Origin of the sequence: Micromonospora sp. NPDC049891 (genome assembly GCF_040660295.1) — a bacterium.
Classification (GTDB): Bacteria; Actinomycetota; Actinomycetes; order Mycobacteriales; family Micromonosporaceae; genus Micromonospora.
Genome location: NZ_JBFAML010000003.1, coordinates 1 through 19,560, shown reverse-complemented (window position 1 = coordinate 19,560; position 19,560 = coordinate 1). Strand labels below are relative to the sequence as shown.

23 protein-coding genes and 1 pseudogene are annotated in these 19,560 nt (G+C 67.7%); 13 read left to right on the top strand and 11 right to left on the bottom strand.

The window, feature by feature from the left end:
- Nucleotides 1-73 precede the first annotated feature (73 nt).
- Nucleotides 74-2,461: a glycosyl hydrolase family 65 protein gene (locus AB0I71_RS05445; RefSeq protein WP_357582042.1), complete on the top strand. Its 2,388-nt coding sequence runs from the start codon at nt 74-76 to the stop codon at nt 2,459-2,461.
- Between the two features lie 10 nt (nt 2,462-2,471).
- Here AB0I71_RS05445 and AB0I71_RS05440 read toward each other — a convergent pair whose 3' ends face one another.
- The gene (locus tag AB0I71_RS05440) at nt 2,472-2,978 is read right to left on the bottom strand and encodes a hypothetical protein (RefSeq protein ID WP_357582041.1); all 507 of its coding nucleotides are present in this window, start codon (nt 2,976-2,978) and stop codon (nt 2,472-2,474) included.
- Between the two features lie 143 nt (nt 2,979-3,121).
- Nucleotides 3,122-3,838: a DUF4386 domain-containing protein gene (locus tag AB0I71_RS05435; protein ID WP_357582040.1), complete on the bottom strand. Its 717-nt coding sequence runs from the start codon at nt 3,836-3,838 to the stop codon at nt 3,122-3,124.
- A 104-nt stretch (nt 3,839-3,942) separates the two neighbouring features.
- On the opposite strand from AB0I71_RS05435, the gene AB0I71_RS05430 reads away from it, so the two are divergent.
- From AB0I71_RS05430 to AB0I71_RS05420, 3 genes are all read left to right on the top strand, one after another.
- Nucleotides 3,943-4,629 carry a TetR/AcrR family transcriptional regulator C-terminal domain-containing protein gene (locus tag AB0I71_RS05430; protein WP_357582039.1) on the top strand — a complete coding sequence of 229 codons (687 nt, stop codon included), beginning with the start codon at nt 3,943-3,945 and terminating at the stop codon, nt 4,627-4,629.
- Nucleotides 4,630-4,701: 72 nt separating this feature from the next.
- Nucleotides 4,702-5,547: a S1 family peptidase gene (locus tag AB0I71_RS05425; protein WP_357582038.1), complete on the top strand. Its 846-nt coding sequence runs from the start codon at nt 4,702-4,704 to the stop codon at nt 5,545-5,547.
- Between the two features lie 137 nt (nt 5,548-5,684).
- Nucleotides 5,685-6,737, top strand: coding sequence for a DUF2332 domain-containing protein (locus tag AB0I71_RS05420; protein ID WP_357582037.1), 1,053 nt, complete (start codon nt 5,685-5,687; stop codon nt 6,735-6,737).
- A gap of 14 nt (nt 6,738-6,751) precedes the next feature.
- Here the strand turns inward: AB0I71_RS05420 and AB0I71_RS05415 are convergent, their stop codons facing one another.
- Nucleotides 6,752-7,333, bottom strand: a complete 582-nt coding sequence (locus tag AB0I71_RS05415; protein ID WP_357582036.1) for a DUF1349 domain-containing protein — start codon at nt 7,331-7,333, stop codon at nt 6,752-6,754.
- 236 nt (nt 7,334-7,569) lie between these two features.
- Nucleotides 7,570-8,001, bottom strand: a complete 432-nt coding sequence (locus AB0I71_RS05410; protein WP_357582035.1) for a MarR family transcriptional regulator — start codon at nt 7,999-8,001, stop codon at nt 7,570-7,572.
- Between the two features lie 108 nt (nt 8,002-8,109).
- Between AB0I71_RS05410 and AB0I71_RS05405 the strand changes: the two genes are divergently transcribed.
- Entirely contained in the window at nt 8,110-9,888 is a 1,779-nt protein-coding gene (locus AB0I71_RS05405; protein ID WP_357582342.1) for an ABC transporter ATP-binding protein, read from the top strand.
- Between the two features lie 20 nt (nt 9,889-9,908).
- Here the strand turns inward: AB0I71_RS05405 and AB0I71_RS05400 are convergent, their stop codons facing one another.
- Nucleotides 9,909-10,529, bottom strand: a complete 621-nt coding sequence (locus AB0I71_RS05400; protein WP_357582034.1) for a TetR/AcrR family transcriptional regulator — start codon at nt 10,527-10,529, stop codon at nt 9,909-9,911.
- A gap of 123 nt (nt 10,530-10,652) precedes the next feature.
- Here AB0I71_RS05400 and AB0I71_RS05395 point away from each other — a divergent pair, with 123 nt between their 5' ends.
- Together AB0I71_RS05395 and AB0I71_RS05390 are read left to right on the top strand one after the other, a co-directional pair.
- Nucleotides 10,653-11,513 carry an SDR family oxidoreductase gene (locus AB0I71_RS05395; protein WP_357582033.1) on the top strand — a complete coding sequence of 287 codons (861 nt, stop codon included), beginning with the start codon at nt 10,653-10,655 and terminating at the stop codon, nt 11,511-11,513.
- Between the two features lie 80 nt (nt 11,514-11,593).
- Nucleotides 11,594-11,701 (top strand): annotated as a pseudogene (locus tag AB0I71_RS05390) (PIN domain nuclease); the annotation flags it as partial.
- Nucleotides 11,702-11,797: 96 nt separating this feature from the next.
- Here AB0I71_RS05390 and AB0I71_RS05385 read toward each other — a convergent pair.
- From AB0I71_RS05385 to AB0I71_RS05365, 5 genes are all read right to left on the bottom strand, one after another.
- Entirely contained in the window at nt 11,798-12,085 is a 288-nt protein-coding gene (locus tag AB0I71_RS05385; RefSeq protein ID WP_357582032.1) for a hypothetical protein, read from the bottom strand.
- 240 nt (nt 12,086-12,325) lie between these two features.
- Nucleotides 12,326-12,640 carry a helix-turn-helix transcriptional regulator gene (locus tag AB0I71_RS05380; protein WP_093401373.1) on the bottom strand — a complete coding sequence of 105 codons (315 nt, stop codon included), beginning with the start codon at nt 12,638-12,640 and terminating at the stop codon, nt 12,326-12,328.
- The gene (locus AB0I71_RS05375) at nt 12,640-13,032 is read right to left on the bottom strand and encodes a type II toxin-antitoxin system RelE/ParE family toxin (protein WP_357582031.1); all 393 of its coding nucleotides are present in this window, start codon (nt 13,030-13,032) and stop codon (nt 12,640-12,642) included. The genes AB0I71_RS05380 and AB0I71_RS05375 overlap by 1 nt, the downstream gene beginning before the upstream one ends.
- Nucleotides 13,033-13,263: 231 nt before the next feature.
- Complete coding sequence (locus AB0I71_RS05370) at nt 13,264-13,437, bottom strand: hypothetical protein (protein WP_357582030.1); 174 nt, start codon at nt 13,435-13,437, stop codon at nt 13,264-13,266.
- Nucleotides 13,434-13,652, bottom strand: coding sequence for a flavin reductase (locus tag AB0I71_RS05365; RefSeq protein ID WP_357582029.1), 219 nt, complete (start codon nt 13,650-13,652; stop codon nt 13,434-13,436). The genes AB0I71_RS05370 and AB0I71_RS05365 overlap by 4 nt, the downstream gene beginning before the upstream one ends.
- Before the next feature lie 375 nt (nt 13,653-14,027).
- Between AB0I71_RS05365 and AB0I71_RS05360 the strand changes: the two genes are divergently transcribed.
- Nucleotides 14,028-14,429 (top strand): winged helix-turn-helix domain-containing protein, encoded by a 402-nt coding sequence (locus tag AB0I71_RS05360; RefSeq protein ID WP_357582028.1) that lies wholly within the window; start codon nt 14,028-14,030, stop codon nt 14,427-14,429.
- Between the two features lie 35 nt (nt 14,430-14,464).
- On the opposite strand, the gene AB0I71_RS05355 is transcribed toward AB0I71_RS05360, so the two are convergent.
- On the bottom strand, nt 14,465-14,863 hold the full coding sequence (locus tag AB0I71_RS05355) for a hypothetical protein (protein ID WP_357582027.1): 399 nt from the start codon (nt 14,861-14,863) through the stop codon (nt 14,465-14,467).
- A gap of 380 nt (nt 14,864-15,243) precedes the next feature.
- On the opposite strand from AB0I71_RS05355, the gene AB0I71_RS05350 reads away from it, so the two are divergent.
- From AB0I71_RS05350 to AB0I71_RS05330, 5 genes are all read left to right on the top strand, one after another.
- A complete protein-coding gene (locus AB0I71_RS05350; protein WP_357582026.1) occupies nt 15,244-15,783 on the top strand; it encodes a hypothetical protein in 540 nt (179 codons plus the stop codon).
- Between the two features lie 405 nt (nt 15,784-16,188).
- Nucleotides 16,189-16,593 carry a type II toxin-antitoxin system Phd/YefM family antitoxin gene (locus tag AB0I71_RS05345; protein ID WP_357582025.1) on the top strand — a complete coding sequence of 135 codons (405 nt, stop codon included), beginning with the start codon at nt 16,189-16,191 and terminating at the stop codon, nt 16,591-16,593.
- Between the two features lie 3 nt (nt 16,594-16,596).
- Entirely contained in the window at nt 16,597-16,839 is a 243-nt protein-coding gene (locus AB0I71_RS05340) for a type II toxin-antitoxin system RelE/ParE family toxin (RefSeq protein ID WP_357582024.1), read from the top strand.
- Nucleotides 16,836-18,311 (top strand): hypothetical protein, encoded by a 1,476-nt coding sequence (locus AB0I71_RS05335; RefSeq protein ID WP_357582023.1) that lies wholly within the window; start codon nt 16,836-16,838, stop codon nt 18,309-18,311. The genes AB0I71_RS05340 and AB0I71_RS05335 overlap by 4 nt, the downstream gene beginning before the upstream one ends.
- Before the next feature lie 424 nt (nt 18,312-18,735).
- Nucleotides 18,736-19,185, top strand: coding sequence for a hypothetical protein (locus AB0I71_RS05330; RefSeq protein ID WP_357582022.1), 450 nt, complete (start codon nt 18,736-18,738; stop codon nt 19,183-19,185).
- Nucleotides 19,186-19,560 lie beyond the last annotated feature (375 nt).

Here is a 19,560-nt window from a genome sequence, read left to right as displayed (position 1 = left end):
GCTGCTGGTGTGGTGGACCGACCGGCGGGGAACTGTCAGCCCGCAGGGACCGTCGGAAACGCCTGGAGGCGCTGTGCAGCCCAATCCCGACCGGTCGTCCCCGGAGGCCGACGAGCCGCAGCCCGACGAGCGGTGGCGGATCCGGCGGACCCGGGACGACCTGGACCGGCTCGGTGAGACCGAGTCGGTCTTCGCGTTGAGCAACGGATGGCTGGGCTGGCGCGGCACCCTCGACGAGGGCGATCCGGTCGACATGCCGGGCAGCTACCTCAACGGGCTGCACGAACGCCGTGAGCTGAGCTATCCCGAGGACGGCTACGCCTTCCCGCAGCTCAGTGACACAGTCATCAGCCCGCCGAACGCCACGCTCGTCCGGCTCTGGGTCGGTGACGAGCCGCTGGACCTGCGCACCGGCACGGTGCTCGCCCACGAGCAGGTGCTGGACCTGCGGACCGGGGTGATCGAACGGCTCACCGAGTGGATCTCGCCGGCCGGGGACGGGGTGCGGGTACGCAGCACCCGGCTGGTGTCGCTGTGCCGCCGCCGGGTCGCCGCCGTCGACTGGACGGTGGAACCCCTGGACGGGCCGGTCGAGGTGCGGATCTGCGCCGACCTGCTGGCCAACGAGCGCATCCCGGAACGCGAGGACGATCCTCGGGCCGCCTCGCTGATCCAGGAGCCGCTGAGCGGCGAGCTGCACCGCGTAGACGAGGCCGACGCGCTGCTGGTGCACCGTACCGAACGCAGCGGTCAGCGGGTCGCCGTCGCCGTCGCGCACCTGTCGGCGATGCCGGAGCACATCACCACCACCACCGACGCCACTGCGGACCGGATCCGGCTCACCCTGGCCGGGACACTGCCACCCGGCGAGCGGGTACGGCTGACCAAGTTCGCGGCATACGAATGGGCGCCCGTCGCCGACTCCTCGGTCGAGGAACTGGCCGCCCAGGTGACGGCCGAGGCGGACGCCGCGCGCACCGACGGCTTCGGTGCGCTGCTGACCGAGCAGCGGGCCGCCTTCGACAGCGCCTGGCGGACCGCCGACGTGCTGCTCGACGGCGACGAGGAGTTGCAGCTGGCGATCCGGTTCGCGATGTTCCACCTGATCCAGGCGGGGCGCTCGGACGGTGACCGGACCATCCCCGCCAAAGGGCTGACCGGCAACGGCTACGACGGGCACGTGCTCTGGGACACCGAGGGGTACGTGCTGCCGGTGCTGACCTACGTCGCGCCGGCCGTGGCCCGGTCGGCGCTACGGTGGCGGCACGCGCACCTGTCGCAGGCGTTCGACCGCGCGGCCGAGCTGCGGCTCACCGGTGCCACCTTCCCCTGGCGGACCATCAGCGGCCGGGAGTGCTCCGGCTACTGGCCGGCCGGCACCGCCGGGCTGCACGTCAACGCCGACATCGCCGACGCGGTACTGCGCTACGTCGCGGCCACCGGCGACGAGGACTTCCTGACCGGCCCCGGGCTGGACCTGCTGGTGGCCACCGCCCGGTTGTGGCACGGCTTCGGGCACTTCACCGACGACGGCAGCTTCCACATCGTCGGGGTGACCGGCCCGGACGAGTACGCCGCGCTTGTCGACGACAACCTGTTCACCAACCTGATGGCGCGGCGGAACCTGCGCGGCGCGGCCGACGCCGTCGAGCGGCACCCGGAGGCGGCCGGCCGGCTGGGCGTGGACCCGGCCGAGGTGGCCGGTTGGCGGGCCGCCGCCGAGGCGATGACCGTGCCGTACGACCCGAAGCGCGGGGTGCACCAGCAGGCCGCCGGGTTCACCGACCGGCCGGAGTGGGACTTCGACAACACCGGCGACGACGACTATCCGCTGCTGCTGCACTTTCCCTACCTGGAGCTGTACCGGCACCAGGTGGTCAAGCAGGCCGACCTGGTGCTGGCGATGCTGCGTTGCCCGGGCGAGTTCACCGCCGAGGAGAAGGCTGCCAACTTCGCCTACTACGAGGCGCGGACGGTCCGGGACTCGTCGCTGTCCGCCGCACCGCAGGGGGTGCTCGCCGCCGAACTGGGCCACCTCGACCTGGCGTACGACCTGTTCGCCGAGTCGGTGCTCCAGGATCTGGAGGATCTCGGCGACAAGACGGGCGACGGGCTGCACCTGGCCTCGCTCGGCGGGGCGTGGCTGGCACTTGTGCAGGGTTTCGGTGGACTGCGGGACGACCGGGAGCTGCTGTCGTTCGATCCGCGGCTGCCCGACCGGATCGACCGGCTCGCGTTCAGCCTGCTCTGGCACGGCCACCGGCTGCACGTCACGCTCACCGCCGAGGAGGCCCGCTACGAACTGCCGGACGCCGACGCCGACGCCGCGATCGAGTTGTGGCACCACGGTGAGCGCCTGCGGGTGACCGCCGGCCAGCCGACGACCCGCCCCATGCCTCCGATACCCGACTTCGGCCCCGAGCCGCCCTCGCCACCCGGACGCCGTCCCGCCCGCCGCTGATCCGTGAAGGTCAGTGGACCGGCGGCCCGGGCTGCGTCAGCTGGTCACCGTGGTCACCGAGGACCTGGCCGCCGGCCATCCGCTGCCGCACGGCCTCCAGCTCCTCGAAGGCGTACGCCCAGTTGTGGCACTTGAAGCTGCGTAGCCCCTCGATCGGCGACCGGCAGTCGGCGCAGCGTACGCCGGGGATGGCGGCGGGCAGGCCGGTGTTGACGTAGCGGCGGTCGCCGAGGATCACCGTCGCGATCATCATCGGGTCGTGCACGCCCTTCAGGGCCGAGGCGACGATGTCGTACCAGGTGATCCGGCGACCGCACTTCGGGCAGTCCGGCTGGTCGCCGCTGACCCACAGCGGCGCACCGATGGTGCGGGGCGGCATGTTGAGCAGCTTCTCGATCCGCCGTACGTCGGCCTCCGGGGTGGTCCAGCGGTGCCGGCCGGGCAGCGCGGCGGGCGAGTCGTAGACGGCTTGGAACAGGGCGGGTTCGACCTCGACGGTCTCGCGTTCGCTTGTCATCGGCGTCCCTCCCGGACACTCGGTGCCCCCACCGTGGTCACCGGCGGGTGACGGGCACAACCGGATCAACGACACGGCGGGGCAGCCGGCCCCGGTCGGGGCGTACCCGGGTGATGCGGCACCCGGACCGGGGCCGGCAGCGGTCAGGCGGGTGACGCCGGAGCGAGCGGTGCGGTCGGCGTCGCCTGCGGGATCCCGGTGAGCGCCCGCTTCCGGACGCCGAAGACGATCAGGTAGCCGAGGATCCAGAACTCACCGACGGTGGCGGGGACCACCAGCAGGTCGGCGGCGATCCCGGCGTCGGGGGCGAGGTAACTGACGAAGGTCATGAGCAGGTAGCCCATCCCGCCGGCGATGAGGAGCCAGCCGAGCATCCGGGGCAGCCAACCCGAGCGCAGCACGCACCAGCCCATCGGGATCAGCCAGAGGCCGAAGAAGAGCCCGCCCACCCCCCACAGGTTCTCGCTGACGAGATACAGCAGCTGCACGGTGTCGGCGGCCCCGCCGGCCGCGCCGGTGGCCACCCCGAGGGCGGTCGCGAGCATGGCGGCGCTGCCGAGGATCGCTACGGCGTTGACGACGCCGAAGGCGGCGATGCTGCCGGCGGCGGTGCTGTCGACGGTACGGAACAGGCGGTAGAACCAGACGGCGGCGAGCGTCTGGGTGAGGACGATGAGCAGTTCGAGGGCCACCCCGAGACGCGCCAGCGACTCGTTGGCGACCAGGTTGGCGAGGGTCGCGTCGGCGTCACCGGCGTCGAAGATCATGGGGCGGATGGTGAGGAAACCCAGTGCGCCGGTGACGCCGAGGCCGAGGTAGAACAGCCCGGTGACGCGGGCGGTGCGGATCAGCGGATGCATAGTGGCTCCTTCGGTTGCGGCAGCTCCGGTGGCGGGCCGGAGCGGATGAGCCTTACGTCGTAAGGCAACCATACGTTGTAAGGTCAAGCGAGGATGGGGGCCGCATGGCAGCGAGGAAACGTCGAGAGCCGCTGAGCCGGGACCGGGCACTGGCCGCCGCGATCGCGCTCGTGGACGCGGAGGGGATGGCGGCGCTCACGATGCGCCGGCTCGCCGCCGACCTGGGCGTCGAGGCGATGTCGCTCTACCACCACCTGCCCGGCAAGGAAGGGCTGCTCGACGGACTCGTCGACGCCGTCATCGCCGAGATCGCCGCCGCCGGCGGCCAGGCCGAGACGGACGCGGCGGGCGGAGACTGGCGTACCCGGCTACGGCTGCGTTTCCTCGCCGCCCGTGCGGTCATGCTGCGGCACCCGTGGGCACCCGCGCTGCTCAGCTCCCGCCCGACCATTCCCGCCGGGGTGTACGGCTACTACGAAGGCATCCTCGCCACCCTTGTCGACGGCGGCTTCTCGTACCGGATCGCCCACCGGGCGCTGCACGCGTTCGGCAGCCTGGCGCTCGGATTCGCCCAGGAGGTGTTCCGGCCCGCCCCGGACGAGGAGATCGACGCCGACGCCGCAGAGGCGGAGCTGGCCGCGATGGCCGAGCAGTTGCCCCACCTGGCGGCGATGGTCGCCGCCGAGATGCACGACGCCGCCGACCCGACCCTGGGCTGGTGTGACAGTCAGACCGAGTTCGAGTTCACCCTCGATCTGCTCTTCGACGGCCTGGAGAACGCACGGGCCTGACGCCGTCCGCCGCGTCGCGGCTCAGCGTCGCAGGCATGTGACGAAAGGCCAGCTCAAGGCGCTGAGACCGGTATGAGACTACTGCGCCGCACCCTCGCCGCGATCGTCGTGTCGACGTTCGCGTTGATCGCCACGGCCACACCCGCGGCCGCCATCACCGGCGGCGAACCCGACGGTGACCGCCACCCCAACGTCGGTCTGATCCTCTTCTACGACGAAACCGGCCGCTACCGCTGCTCGGCGACGCTCATCTCGCCGACCATCGTCCTCACGGCCGCACACTGCACCCTCGGCACGCTCGGCAAGACCCTGGTCACCTTCGACTCGGTCATCGCCGAAGCACCGCCGAACCCGCTCCCGGTGGCCGCCGACCCGAGCGTCGGCTACACGGCCGAGGAACTGGCCGCCGCCGGTCACCTGTCGGGCACGGCGCTCACCCACCCGCAGTACTCGGACTTCACCGACCTGGACAACTGGAACGACGTCGGCGTGGTGGTGCTGGACGAGCCGGTGACCGGGATCGTCCCGGCGACGGTGGCGCCCGCCGGCTACCTCGACCAGTTCGCGCAGCCCAGGCTCAACAAGACCATCTTCGACCTCGTCGGGTACGGCACCGAGGTCCGCAAGCCGGAGTCGGGCGCGCAGAAGCCGCAGCCGATGAGCTACCCCCTGCTGCGTCGCTACACGACCTCCCCCGGGCAGAAGCTCACCCCGCAGGTACTGCAACTGAACGGCAACCCGAACGACGTCCGGGGCGGTGGCGGCACCTGCTTCGGTGACTCGGGCGGCCCGACCTTCCTCAACGGTCACCTGGTGGCGGTGACCAGCTACGGCTACACCAGCAACTGCCGCTACCTCGGTGGCTACCAGCGGGTCGACATCCCGGTGGTGCAGGACTGGCTCGCCACCATCGGGTGACGGGTCCGTCCCCGCTGGCGGGTGCCACTCGGCCGGCGCCCGCCAGCGGGGCGCTTCTCAAGCGCGACCCGTGCGTGTGTGCACCGTCTCCGACGCCAGGACTCGTCCGGCCGGAACGACGCTTCTACTGTCGGATGATGCGTGACATCGAGGACGTTGCGGAGGCGTTCCGCACCGCGCGCGGATTCGGCAGTTCCCCGCTGTACAGCCGGCTGCTCACCGTCGTCGCGGAGGACGAGGCTCTGCTCGCCCTGGCCGCGCTCACCCGGCACGGTCAACAACCCACGTTCGCACTCTTCGGGGCGGTCCATCACCTGCTGCTGTCCGGCGTACCCGATCCGCTGGCCGAGTACTACCCGTCCGTGGTGGGTGCCGCCGCTCGTCCGGTCGACGGGGACACCGGCCCGGCCTTCGCACGCTTCTGCGCGGCGTACTCCGGCCCGATCTCGTCCCTCCTCGGCACGCGTCTGGTGCAGACCAACCAGGTGCAGCGCGCCCTGGTGCTACGGCTGGGCCTGGCGCTGCTGCGCCGCACCACCCCGGGACCTGTGTGCGTCGTCGAGGTGGGCTGTAGCGCGGGGCTGAATCTCCGCGCCGACCGGTACGCCTACACCGTTGGCGGCACGCCCGTCGGCGACCGCGGTTCGTCGGTCCACATCGAGGTGGACGTGCCGAACCCCGGCCCGTTGCCCGACCTGGACCAGCTACCGGAGATCGCCGACGCGGTCGGCATCGACCTGGCCCCGCCGGACCTCACCGACGTGGACGACCGGGCGTGGCTGCGTGCGCTCGTGTGGCCGGAGAACTCGCATCAGGCGGCGCAGTTGCAGGCGGCGATGGCCGAGGCGGCGGCCGATCCGCCGCGTGTGGTGGCCGGCAACGCCATCGAGGTCGGTCCCACCGTCGCGGCGACGCTTCCGCCGGGGCTGCCGCGACTGGTCGTGCACACCGCGACGCGGATCCACGTACCCGCCGAGGACCGTCCGGCGTTCGACGCCGCAGTTGCCGCCTTCGGAGTCGACGGCCCGATGCTGCACCTCGCATTGGAGGATGACCAGCTCGTCGCACCGTCGGGCCGACCCGGCTGCGGCCTCACCGCCACCGATGAGGCCGGAAGCCGTACCGTCGCCGTCGCCGACGGCCACCTGGCCTGGCTGGAACCACTGCCCGCGATGAACGACGTGGCCTAGCGTTCCCGGCCGCATCAGGAGCCGTTGCGGACGTCCGCAAGCGTGGTGGGCGTGAGCCTGATGTCCGTCACGCGGGCGCTGAGCCCGTCACCCATCGGAGACTGCACGCTGAATCCGACCCGGTGCCCGGCCACCGGCCCGAGCGTGAAGAGCCGGGCCAGCGCCCAGTGCACACCGTCGTCGGAGTGGTGGAACGCGTACACCGCACCCATGCGGGAGATCCGCAGCCAGGATCGTCCGGGCGTCGACACGGCAACCCCGTTGGCGTCGTCGGAGACCTCGCGGGTCACCACGGTGACGATCATGTCGGTACCGGCCGGTGATCGCTCCAGGGCCAGCTTCGCCCAGGTCGTCAGTCCACCGTGGATGAACAGCGTGACCGCGTCGTAGGTTTCCGCCAGCGGTGCCTCGACCAGGGCGCTGAGCTGAAAGTCGCCGTCGATCCGCACCAGGGCGAGCGGCGCCGATCCGGTCGGCTCGCCGCCGGCCGGGTCGACGAACCAGTCCGTACGGCCGGAAGCGCTCAGCAGCCCGACGCCTGGTGACTCGACGCGATTGCCATCGACGTCCTGCCATTCAAGCGACCCGATCGACATGGCGGCAAGCGTGCCGGGCCCACCCAGTGGAAGCAACCTGCGCCGACGGGACCGCCCAGGTCAGTGAGGCATGGAAGCGCTGCCACCCGGACGTCGTTCGGTGCCGACCAGGTCGCGCGTGGTGGGGCCGCACCTGTTTCGTGCAACCGGGCCAACGAAGGCCGTGACACCGTCGTATTCCGCCGCTGGCGCGGCACCCGCCCTCGAGCGGGCGACCGGCCCGGCCGTACCTGCGCTCAGGATCGGAGGGTGCGCAGGATGCGGGACAGTTCGGCCCGGTCGGCGGCGTCGAGGTGGCCGAAGAACCGGTCCGCCTCGGCCCGGCGGGCCGTCCGGATGGCGGCGGTGACCCGGCGGCCTTCCTCGGTGAGCGCGACCAGGGTGGCCCGCCGGTCGGCCGGGTCGGGTCGGCGGTCCACCAGCCCACGGGCCTGAAGGTCGTCGACGACCTCGGTGGCCGAACGTGGTGCGATGCGCAGGTGTTCGGCGAGCGTGCCGGGGCGTACCTCGCCGTGCCTCGCCAACACTCCGAGCGCCCGGGACTGACTCGGGGTGACGTCCCACGGTGCGAGGGACTCCCGGGTCTGCCGGCGCAGTCGGGACGCCACCGCCCAGAACGTCTCCGCCAGGCTCTCGTCGTCCGCGCTGTCGGCGGTGGGTGCGGTCACCGGAATACGGTAACAGCTGATGCGGTTGCTACCTCATGATGAGGTAACCTCAGCAAGTCTGACCCCCGGATCCCGACCGAAAGGCAGTGCCTCTTGGAACCCACCCCCATGGGCCGCGACCGCGGCCACCGCACCCTGACCGCCGAAGAGAAGGCGCAGGCCCGCCAGGTGTCGCTGCGCCGCATCGGGCGCCTCTTCACCCCCCACCGGCCCGCGCTGGCCGCCGTCACCGCCATCATCGTGGTCTCCTCGATCATCGCGATGGCCAACCCGTTCCTGCTGCGAGCGGTGATCGACAGTGCCCTGCCGGAGGGCGACGTGACCCTGCTGGTCTGGCTGGTCGTCGGCATGGTCGCCGTGGCCGCCGTGACCGCAGCCCTCGGCGTCGTGCAGACCTGGATCTCCACCCAGGTCGGTCAGCGGGTCATGCACCGGCTGCGCACCGACGTCTTCGGCCACCTCCAGCGGCAGTCGCTCGGCTTCTTCACCCGTACCCGCACCGGTGAGGTGCAGTCCCGCATCACGAACGACATCGGTGGCATGCAGACGGTGGTCACCTCCACCGCCACCGCCGTCGCGTCCAACCTGACCACAGTGGTCGCGACCGCGGTGGCCATGCTGGCGCTGTCCTGGCAACTCTCCCTGGTCTCCCTGGTCGTGCTGCCGCCGGCGATCTGGCTGACCCGCCGCGTCGCCCGGATGCGGCGCGAGATCACCGCCCAACGCCAGCGTGAACTCGCCGACCTCAACGTCACGATCGAGGAAGGGCTGTCGATCAGCGGGGTGCAACTCGCCAAGACCCTCGGCACCGGTTCCGCACTTGTCGACAGGTTCACCGCCTCGTCGACCCGGCTGGTCGACCTGGAGCTGCGCAGCGAGCTTGCCGGTCGCTGGCGGATGGCCTCGATGAGCATCATCTTCGCCGCCGTACCGGCGATCATCTACCTCGCCGCCGGCCTGCCCGGCACCGCCGGCACCCTGAGCATCGGCACCCTCGTCGCGTTCACCGCCCTGCAGAGCGGCCTGTTCCGGCCGCTGATGGGGTTGCTCAACGTGGGTGTCTCACTCGCCGCCTCGCTGGCGCTGTTCGCCCGGATCTTCGAATACCTCGACCTGCCGGTCGACGTGGCCGACCCCACCGAGCCCGTCCGGCTCGATCCCGCCCGGGTGCGCGGACACCTGCGCCTGGAAGACGTCACCTTCACCTACCCCGGCAACGACACCGCCGCGCTCGCCGGGATCACTCTCGACGTGCCCGCCGGCACCAGCCTCGCCCTGGTCGGCGAGACCGGCTCCGGCAAGAGCACGCTCGCCGGGCTGATCAGCCGGCTGTACGACCCGAGTGCGGGCCGCGTCACCATCGACGGAGTCGATCTGCGTGACCTGCGCCTGGCCGACCTGGCCGCGATCGTCGGGGTGGTCAGCCAGGAGACGTACCTGCTGCACACCACCGTCCGGGAGAACCTCCGCTACGCCCGCCCGGACACCACCGACGCGGAAATCGAGGACGCCGCCCGCGCCGCGCAGATCCACGACCTGATCGCCGGGCTGCCCGACGGGTACGACACCATGGTCGGCTCGCGCGGCCACCGGTTCTCCGGCGGCGAGAAGCAGCGGCTGGCCATCGCCCGTACGCTGCTGCGCGACCCGCGCATCCTGGTCCTCGACGAGGCCACCAGCGCGCTGGACACCGAGACCGAACGAGCTGTCCAGCGGGCGTTCGACGCGCTCGCCGAGGGCCGCACGACGATCACCATCGCCCACCGACTCTCCACGGTCCGCGACGCCGACCAGATCGCGGTGCTCGACCACGGCCGGGTCGTCGAGGCCGGCGACCACCACAGCCTGCTGGGCCGCAACGGCCGCTACGCCACGCTGGCCGCCTGAGCGTGGCTCAGCACCCCGGCTCAGTGGCCGGACGGGCGTGGGCGTAGGCCGTCCAGGGCAGTGCTCACGACGCGGTCGGTGTACTCGGCGGTGAGCGGTCCCGTGCGATGCAGCCAACGGTTGAGCACCGGTCCCCAGATCATCTCCACGGCCACGTCGAGGTCGAGGTCCTCGGCGAGCTGCCCGGCCCGTTGTGCGCTGCGTAGCCGCTGTCGCTTGGCCTCCTTCAACGGCCCGTCCAGGCGTTCGGCGTAGGCGGCTGCCAGCTCGGGGTCGTGCGCGATCTCGGTGGCCAGTGCGCGCATCGGCTGGTCGTACCGGGGATCGTTCAACTCGTCGACCGTGGCGCGCAGCACCGCTGTCAGGTCGGCTGACAGGTCACCGGTGTCGGGCAGCGCTGGCGGCTCACCCGCTGCGCCTTCACTGAGCATGAGGAAGGCATCGAAGATGACGGTCCCCTTGGACGGCCACCAGCGGTAGATGGTCTGCTTGCCGACGCCGGCACGGGCGGCGATGCCCTCGATGCTGAGCTTGGCGTACCCGACCTCCTGGAGCAGGTCGAACGCTGCGGTCAGGATGGCCCGTCGCGAGGCCTCGTTTCTGCGGGCCGTGTTGGGCGTCCCGCCGCGCTGTGCCGTCATGCGCTCAGCCTAGCAAGGTGAGACGGACCGTCTCGTCTTGACGGATGGGTGGGAGGGGGCCTAGCCTCTGGAACGAAAGCGAGACGGACCGTTCCGTCTCGAATCTTTGAGGGGACCCCGTACATGCCCAGCTCCGCCAGCACCACACCGCGTACCTGGTTCATCACCGGCGCCAGCCGCGGCCTGGGTCGTGCGTTCGCCGTCGCGGCGCTCGAACGCGGCGACCGGGTGGTCGCCGCCGCGCGGACCATCACCCGCGAAGACTTCGCTGAGCGGTACGGCGATCGGCTGCTCGCCCTGCGGCTCGACGTGACCGACCGGGCGGCGGTCTTCGCGGCCGTGGCCACCGCGGTTGAGCACTTCGGGCGCCTCGACATCGTCGTCAACAACGCCGGCACCATGTCCATGGGAATGATCGAAGAGTTCACCGAAGCCGAGGCGCGCGGCCAGTTCGAGGTGAACCTCTTCGGGGCGCTCTGGGTCAGCCAGGCCGTGCTACCGCACCTACGCGCCCGACGCGCCGGCCACATCGTGCAGATCTCCAGCATCGCCGCACTCGGCGGCTTCCCGACCACCGGCATGTACAGCGCGAGCAAGTTCGCGCTCGAAGGCATGAGCGAGTCGCTGGCGATGGAGGCGGCGGCCTTCGACGTCAAGGTCAGCATCGTGCAGCCCGGCGGCTACTGGACCGACCTGTACACAACCATGACCTCCACCAGCCCGCTCGATGACTACGCGCCGCTGCGTGCCGAGATCGAGCGACAGTGGGCGGAAGGCTCGATCGACAGCGAGCCCCGGCTCGCCGCCGAGGCGCTGCTCAAACTTGTCGACAGCGACGACCCGCCGCTGCGGCTCCTGCTCGGCAGCATGGTCTACGACCTCGCGTTCGACATCTCGCGCCGGCGGATGGACACCTGGGCAGGCTGGGAACAGGTCAGCCGGGCAGCCGAGCACGCCGTCCCGGCCGCCAACGGTGAGCACTGACCACCCGTCGCGATACGGGTCACCGCCGAGTGGGACAGCCGACTCTGCCCAGCTCATCCGGTGTGCCGGTGACGAAATCGGATCCGTTCGACCGCATTTTCGTGGCACAGGCGATCACCGAGAGGTTGACCCTGGCCACCCGCGACGCATCGATCGCGCGGTACGACGTGGACGTCCTAAAGGTCTGATTGCTGCCCTGAGCCGTCGTCGGCCGCTATTGCTGGCGAGCCGGCCGGATCGGGTGCGGTGCGAGGTCGCCCGGCCGCCCGGGCTGCGATGAAGGTTCAGTCAAGCGCTCTGTACTCAGCCGAAGGTTCAACGAGCTCCGGGTGCTGGATCCAATACCCTTCTCCGTAGATCTTCAGCATCGCCCAGCGCCATGCTTCGTCATGGAAGACGAGTCCTCGATACGGTGCATCGTCGGCCTCGAACGGGTACCGCTGCGTAGCCGCCACCCTAGCCTGGGTTGCGCTGAGACCCCCGTAACGTTGCATCACCCACGCAAAACGGCGGCGCTCGTCTTGCAGGCACTGGACATACTCGTCCTCGCTCCAGTCCGGCCGGTCCGCCATGGCTTCAGCCTAGAACCCCCGGTTCTCGGAGTCTCTTAGCCGTGACCTCCGCTTGAGCTGCCCAGCCGGGGCTGCTGTACCGGCACTGATCGCGACAACAACGGCCTACAAAGGTCCGCTGAGCTGCAACCGAGTGGGCCGGAGGTACCACCATGCGAACCAACCAGCGACTATCGCTGATGACCCGCTCCCGCTGCGGGTGCGCAGGTCAGGAGCGCGGTTCATAGGCCCGGCGCAGGATCAGGCGATCTGACGGAGATCGCTGCCATAGTCGAAAATGATCCGCATCCGGGCGCCCAGTGCTCGCGCGTACCGACTCAGGGTCGCGACCTCGTTGGCCTCCAGATCGCCGTTCTCGATCTGACTGACCCGGCCGGGGGTGACCCCCATCAGCTCGGCAACCTGCCGCTGGGTGAGCCCGAGACGCTTACGCTCCTCGGCCAGATGGAACGCGCTGATCCATGCCTCCGTGCGGGCGCGCTCCACATCGAGCGCGTCGTCGTCCCCGTCGTGCAACTCGGCCCGGATGTCGTCCCAATCATGGAAGTCGCTCATCAGCCCTCCCTCCGCTTCCTCTCAAAGGCGAGCCAGCCCTCGTAGGCGACCTCGGCGACCGGGATCGCTTCCTCATACCATCGAGACCAGTCTCCGGCCTTGTTGCCGGCCACCAACAGCACCGCCTGCGACCAGGGATCAAAGACGAACAGAACCCGGATCGCGACGTCCCGCCCAGACCTCGGTCGCAACTCCTTGAGATTGCCGATGCTCGACCCTCTGAGCGTGTCGACCAACGGACGTCCCAGGCCCGGACCGGTCTCCGCGAGCATGTCGAGCGCTACGTTGACTGACCGGTACGTCGCCGGATCGGTCTGACGGAGCGAGCGCAACCAGTCGCGGACATCGCTTGTCGTTCTGATCGCCCAGCGACGGGCGGGGCCGTGAGGCATGGGCCAACTATAGCTCGGCCTATACCTTGAGGCAGCATGCGAACCGAGAAGCGTAGGTCGAGCGCCGGACAATATCGATCGGTGGGCCGCCAGGGACTCGAACCCTGAACCTATGGATTGCCGGCGAGCCGGCCGGATCAGGTCCCGTGCGAGGTCATCCGGCCTGCTGGCGTTCGTCCCGGTCGGGTTCGGCTGGCACGGTTGCTGTACTTCGCTGCTGTACTGCTGGCGTCAGACTAGCCGCCGGATACGGACCTTTGGCAGCTCGTTCCTGAGGTGGCCCTCCTTGTGCTGGCGGACCTGCTCGTCCCAGACCTCCTGGTCATAGTCCGGGTCCGGCGGGATCCACTTATGGGAGCCATCGCTGTAGTGGAACTTCTCGTCGCCTGGCCGAAGGATGCTCATCGGATCCACCCGAGAAAGCGGTGGTGCAGGTGGCCGGCGGGGACGTGGGCCAGGTCCTGAGCCGCGTCGACGAGCTGGGCGGCCAGGTAGAGGGCTAGCGACACGGGCGCGCTGTCGTACTCCGCTCGCAGCTCCCGCCGCCGAGTCTGGCAGGGCCAGTCGGCACCGCAGCCGCCGCACGTCCAACCCGGCGTGATCGGGAGGTGAGTCGTCATCGCGGCGTCTCCCGCCCTGCCGGTTGCTCCGACGACTGTGCAGATCGCTGGCCGTCTGCTGACGGCCAGTGGCATCGGCTGATCGGAATCCGATGCCTGGCGCGGCAGGGCAACTCGCTGCCGCAGCGGCAGACCCTCCGCCATCGCCGCCATGACCAGACCGGCCGGTGTCGCCTCGCCAGGGTCAGAGCGGCAGCTACCAAGTACTCCTCGTAGGAAACGCGAGGCACCGGACCCCCTTGCGTGCAGATCAACGTCAGAGACAGGTGGACCGGAACATGCCGGTTGACCGTTGTCCCAGCTAGCATCACCGTAACGACGTAGGAACGTAGATACAATAAGATGTAGAACTGTTGGACACGTAGCGTCACATTCGTGATCGACCCCAACGCGGATCGTGCCGTGTTCCGGCAGCTCGCAGACCTCCTGCGAGAACGGATCATGTCTGGCGACCTCGCGCCTGGGGCTCCGCTACCCAGTGAACTGCGGCTGGTTCAGGAACACGGGCTGAGCCGTACGAGCGTCCGACAGGCGATAGCGCTACTCAGGTCGGAAGGGCTCGTAATCGTGGAACCGCCGCGCGGCACGTTCGTTCGCGCCGTCGAGCCGACGGAAACCGTGACCCTACTCAAGGGCGACACCGCCACCGCTCGCATGCCCACGCCCGCCGAACGGCGCGAACTGGAGCTGGGCGAGGGCATACCGGTGATCGTGATCTTCCGTGCCGACGGCTCACGCGAGCTGTACGCCGCCGACCGCATCCGCGTTGGGAGGTAGGGGCTTACCCAGGCTCCTGCACGCCAAGCGGTCTGTCAGGCTGTGCCAGCGAACTGCCCGGCAATGCTGATCGTCGTTGCCGCGATCGTCGAGAGTATGCCCACGATCGCGCCTAGGGTCGTCAGTCCCTCCCTGGGTGACGCCCAGAGTCCACGGTTCATTTGACGCCAGGCGTGCGGAACGATGGTCATCTTGAGCTTCTGCCACTTGTGCTGCCGCTTGCTGCACCCAAGCAGGAGGCCGGCTGAGTTGTTCCGGCATAGGGTTCCGTCCCGGTTGACGGCACAGCACCACACGGGAGCTTGGAACAGGAAGAAGCCAGTCACCAGTATCGACAGTACGAGCAGCGCTACAGGCCCCACGGAGCGAGTCCACCAAGCCGTGACGAGGATGACGAACGCTAGATAGCCCCAATACTGCCCCAGACCCTTCATGGTGATCGAAGGTAGTTGATCGCATGCCCTCGGTAACTGTCTTTTGTCCGGCACCCGACATGCAGCCTGCCGGACGCCACTTGGCGTTGTATTGATCAACGGTGACGGCATAGTCGATCAACACGGACAAGATGCCGTCTGAGCTGCCCCTTCACTGGTCATCGGTGGTCGACGTTCGTTCCTCATGGTCCGCCTCTGACGGCCTGGATACGGCCTGATCTTCGGACTCCCCTGGCGGCATGCCGGGACGACCGCTTGCCGCCAGGAAAGGATGAAGGCTCAGCCACCTGCGGTCCAACGGTCACTGAGTGGCAGTCGACCGGCCGAGACCTCGTTGGTGCCCCGTGCCACTAACTCCCATTGTGGGATAGACATATCCCATGCGCTTCACCCTGACCTACGACGGCCTGCTCACCCCCGACGGCAGCGCGAAGCACAAGATGGACGTCCGCCGACGCTTCCATGGACAGCTGGCGGAGTTGTGGACGCACGAGCCACTTAAGCAACTGGCGAGAGCCGCTGAGCCTGACGGCACCAACTACGAGACCATCGCCGGACATGGCTTTACTGCGGTCGTGCACGACGCGTACAAGCTGCGAGCAGACCTCGACATCCTGTTGCTGCGGGAAGCCGCGCCGGGAAGCGTCCTCAGCAGGGCAGACATCGATAACCAGCTCAAGACCCTGTTCGACGCACTGACGTGGCCGCAGCAAACGCAGCAGGTTCCATCAGACTGGACCCCGGAGGACGGTGAAAAGCCGCTGCACTGCCTGCTCCAGGATGACCGACACATCACCCGCCTTCGCTTGGAGACTGAGCGCTGGCTCGGCGCACCCGCCCCTCAGCACGTTCGTCTCTTTCTCCGGGTCCGAGTCACCAATGCCTCCCCCACCCATGCTTCCGTCCTATTGGGCGCCTGACGGCCAGCATGCTGCGGGCGATCCTTCGACGGGCCAGAGTCAGGGCTCACGCGGCCCAACGACGGCCCGGCTGACCCCTCGCTTGTAAGTTCTGCCCGATCCGTCCGGCAGGGTCCATCCACGTCTGCGACCTCGGGCGGCTGTCCGTGATCGACTGCCGGCGGCTGCCCTCGTTCCGGCCGGTTGCTGTCAGCACTGCTGTCGATGCTGCTGCCACACACGGTTTAGGAAGGATCTAGCGCCGGGACATCCGTCGTCCCACCAGGACACACGCCCGGCGGGCATCTCGGGCATGTGCTGGATTCCGCGCATGTTCGGGATCTTGTCTGCTGGCACCACACGCCGTGCCCGTGCCGACAGGCCGGCAAGTGTCTCTGTCCATGCTACGTGCGCCCCCGTCATGTGATGCAAGGCGGGATTGCTACTTCAAGCCGCCGGAAACATGGGGGTTCATCCTGTTTAGGGCCTCCTGAGAGGCCCATCAGAGGGACCCGTCACCGAATCGCTGCTGCCAAAGTTGGCAGAATAACGTACAGTTTAGGGACGCCCAGCAAGGAGAGCGACATGACTACAGTGCCCTTGACCGAGCTCCGAGACAGGCTGAGTGACGTGCTCGACGAGGTGGCCTCTACTGGTACGGAGTTCGTGATCACTCGCCACGGTCGGCCCGTCGCCGTCGTGCTCGCGCATGACGAGTACGAGTCAATGATCGAAACCATCAACGTTCTTAGCGATCCTGATGCTATGGCTGCCATCCAGGAAGGCCAGGAGGAGCTGGATGCTCGATCTGCCCGAGACGCCGGAGAGTGATCTATGCCCGAGTTGAGCAGGCGGGCGCAAAAGGATCTTGACGATCTGCCTGCGGCTTTGCGGAATCGAGCAGAGACGATAATCGCAAGGCTTGATCGTGAACCCGGCCTTGGCAAGAAGCTACTTGGACCACTCGCAGGCGTGCGATCGGCCAGACTCGGGCGGTCGCATCGCATCCTCTTCCGAATGACCGACGAAGGAGCATTTGTCCTGACTGTGGCCCAGCGGAGGGATGCCTACAAGTGAGTGACTCGCTCCCGTCGCAGGGCGCCGAAAAGGAGATTTTCCTTCGTGCGCTCCGCAACTACAGCGAAGCTTGTGAGCCGCCCGCATTAACTCCTGGCTGCCCCTTTGCCATCGACCTCGGGAACGGCGGCCGCGGCTGCCTTGAGGAATGTGTGACCCTACTAGCTCGCTACAATGCGCCGCCGCCGGTAGACGAAATTGCGATTGGCAAGGGTCTGGGACTGCGTCCACGACCTCCTCGGCCCCGTCGGGAGCCGGCCAAGCCCGGACGTGCTTTTGATTGCGCGGAAGTCTACCTTATTGATTCCGAGTCCAACGACTACTCCCGGTGGCGCCTATCGTCGCTGCTTGAAAGATTGCGGCGGCTACTACTATGGATCGAGGATTGGGACACTGATCGCCGACAGTTGATCGACGACGTGCTCGATGAGATTCAGCGGCGTGGGCTTAGTAGCGACGAACTTGTGCGGTTCGGGTTTGGTAGTTCAATTGCAGTCGGGATCTATAGCTCGGCTGTAATCTCTGCCGTCGATGACATCCCCCAAAGCGGAACGACCGAGAGTATCCAGCGGTCGCGAGAATGGGCATCGCTACTTGTAGATCATGCGCCGGAGGGCGGCAGTGCTGCCGATCGCTTAGTTGCTGGCTATAACGTCGATAAGGTTGCCGCAGTTATTGCATGGGTCGTCTCGGCTGACCTAGAGGATGTTTTCGAGTGGCGTCCGCCCACCAGCAAAGAAGCTCTTGCGGCCTTCACATTGCCGCCCCCAAAGGAGCAATATTCGTGGCTGGTAGATAGATTCACCACCACTTACCTTAATGACTGGGCGCCCTCGTCCCAACGGATGGAGTGGGGATACCTTCATGGAAAGGTAGTCCCTCTTTGCCGCGCTCATGACATGGCTAGTCGGTCAGTAGACCGGAACGAATTGGCAACGCTTCTGGCACATCAAGCCTCCGAGCCAAAACCTCAACGCCGGGGACCTGCCTCGCCTAGTGCCTCCCAGTACGTTAGCATGGCCCTACGTTTGCTCACCGAAGGACGGCGAGGCGCAGCAGCTAGCCTCTTTCAAGCTGTTGCAACATTACGCCCGCGAAGCGCGGACGCCTACAACAACTGGGCATTCTGCCTTTTGCCGGACGACCCAGCCAAATCCCTAAAATTGCTTGACCAAGCCATGGAACTCGGCATGTCGGAAAGCTTGGTTTTGGTTGGCAACAGACTCTTGGCGCTGTATAAGCTGAGTAAATTTGCTGCCGCCTTGACCTACGCCGAAGACGTATTTGCACGATGGCCGGCATTAGTTGGAGGTAGGGGTAACACCCATATGTGGCCCGTTGACTGCAGCCAGCCGAAGCGGGTGGACGACCCACGCTCGTATGTGCTTGACTTGGTTCTGCTGATCGCGTCGGCAACGGAAAGCAGCGAGGTTCTAGGCGACTGGAAACGTCGAGTGGAAGCAATGCGATAGGGAATCAAGCTCTGCTGTTCACAATTCTCTATCCCGATGCTCCTATGGATGTCAAGCTCCGTCGGCCGCTGTCTGGCCGGCGGAGCTTGACCCCTTCGTCCCGAAGGAACCACTAGCCGTCGATGAGCTGCGCCAGCAGCAGGGCTGAGCTGTCCGAACGGTTCCACCGCAGTCCATGGATGTCCGGCGTTGCTCGCGTCCATCGTCACCCAGTTGGTCACCCAGCTCGGGTGTCAGACGTTGGAGCGGAACTAATAGCTCTGATCTCCTCACCAGCACAACCAGCAGCCGACACCTGTTCAGGAGGTGTCTCCGGGTTGTCATGGCTACGCGCTGGTGACGAGGTTTCACGCTGTCTTGTGCCCCAGGTGTGCCCCCAGTGCGCTGGCGGGGTAGCTATAGACCACGCACGTACCCTGTGGTGGTGAAGGCCCCCGTATGGAGCGCCCTGGCCGCATGGGTCGCGCTCGTAATCAGCGTTGCGAATCTGTGGTACAGCGTCGTCCGCGTGTGGTGGCGCGAGAGGAAGGCCAGCCCATCCGCTCGCCTTGATCTATTTGACTACCACAACAAGTCTGGCTGGCATGAGGAGGTACGAGTCGTCGTCACGAACCACGGCCCGGCGGACATGAAGAAGGTCGAGGTGCAACTTTTCGATGACGACGGAACATCGCTGGAACTCGGAGACGCCTCCGTCTCGGTCCTGTGGCCCAAGATGCCGCTCGGCTGGCTGCACCCGGAGGAGTCTCTCTACTTGACGCTTAACCGGAGTCTCAGCACGCGCGACCCGAGAGCAGCACTCATCCGTTGGGAGGACGGCCGCCGTTCTCAACAGTCTCGCTGGATTTGGCTCTCCTATCACCGGGTCACTTGACCCCCAGGCAACCAACACGGCTCGCTGACCTGTGCTGTCATGGGCATGTACCTGCGGCAACCGTCCAGGATCGTCCGTGGACGTCCGCCGCCGCTCGTACCCGTCGTCACCCAGACAGACACTTAGCCGAGGCACGGCAATAGGCCGACAGGTGTGACAGAACAAGGCATCGGGCGTCAATGTTGACACCCACCGGGCCATTGTTTGCCCTCAACGAGAGCGCCTCGCCCATGCGCTCGACATTGATGTCAAGCACAGCGTGTCGGCTCCGCCTGAAAACTGGCTCTGGCACACATTTTGTGAGTCGCGCTCGCCGGTAGTTCGGGTTGGGTGCCGAGGTGGAGATCATTCCGGCGTTGCTGCCGCACCTGACGG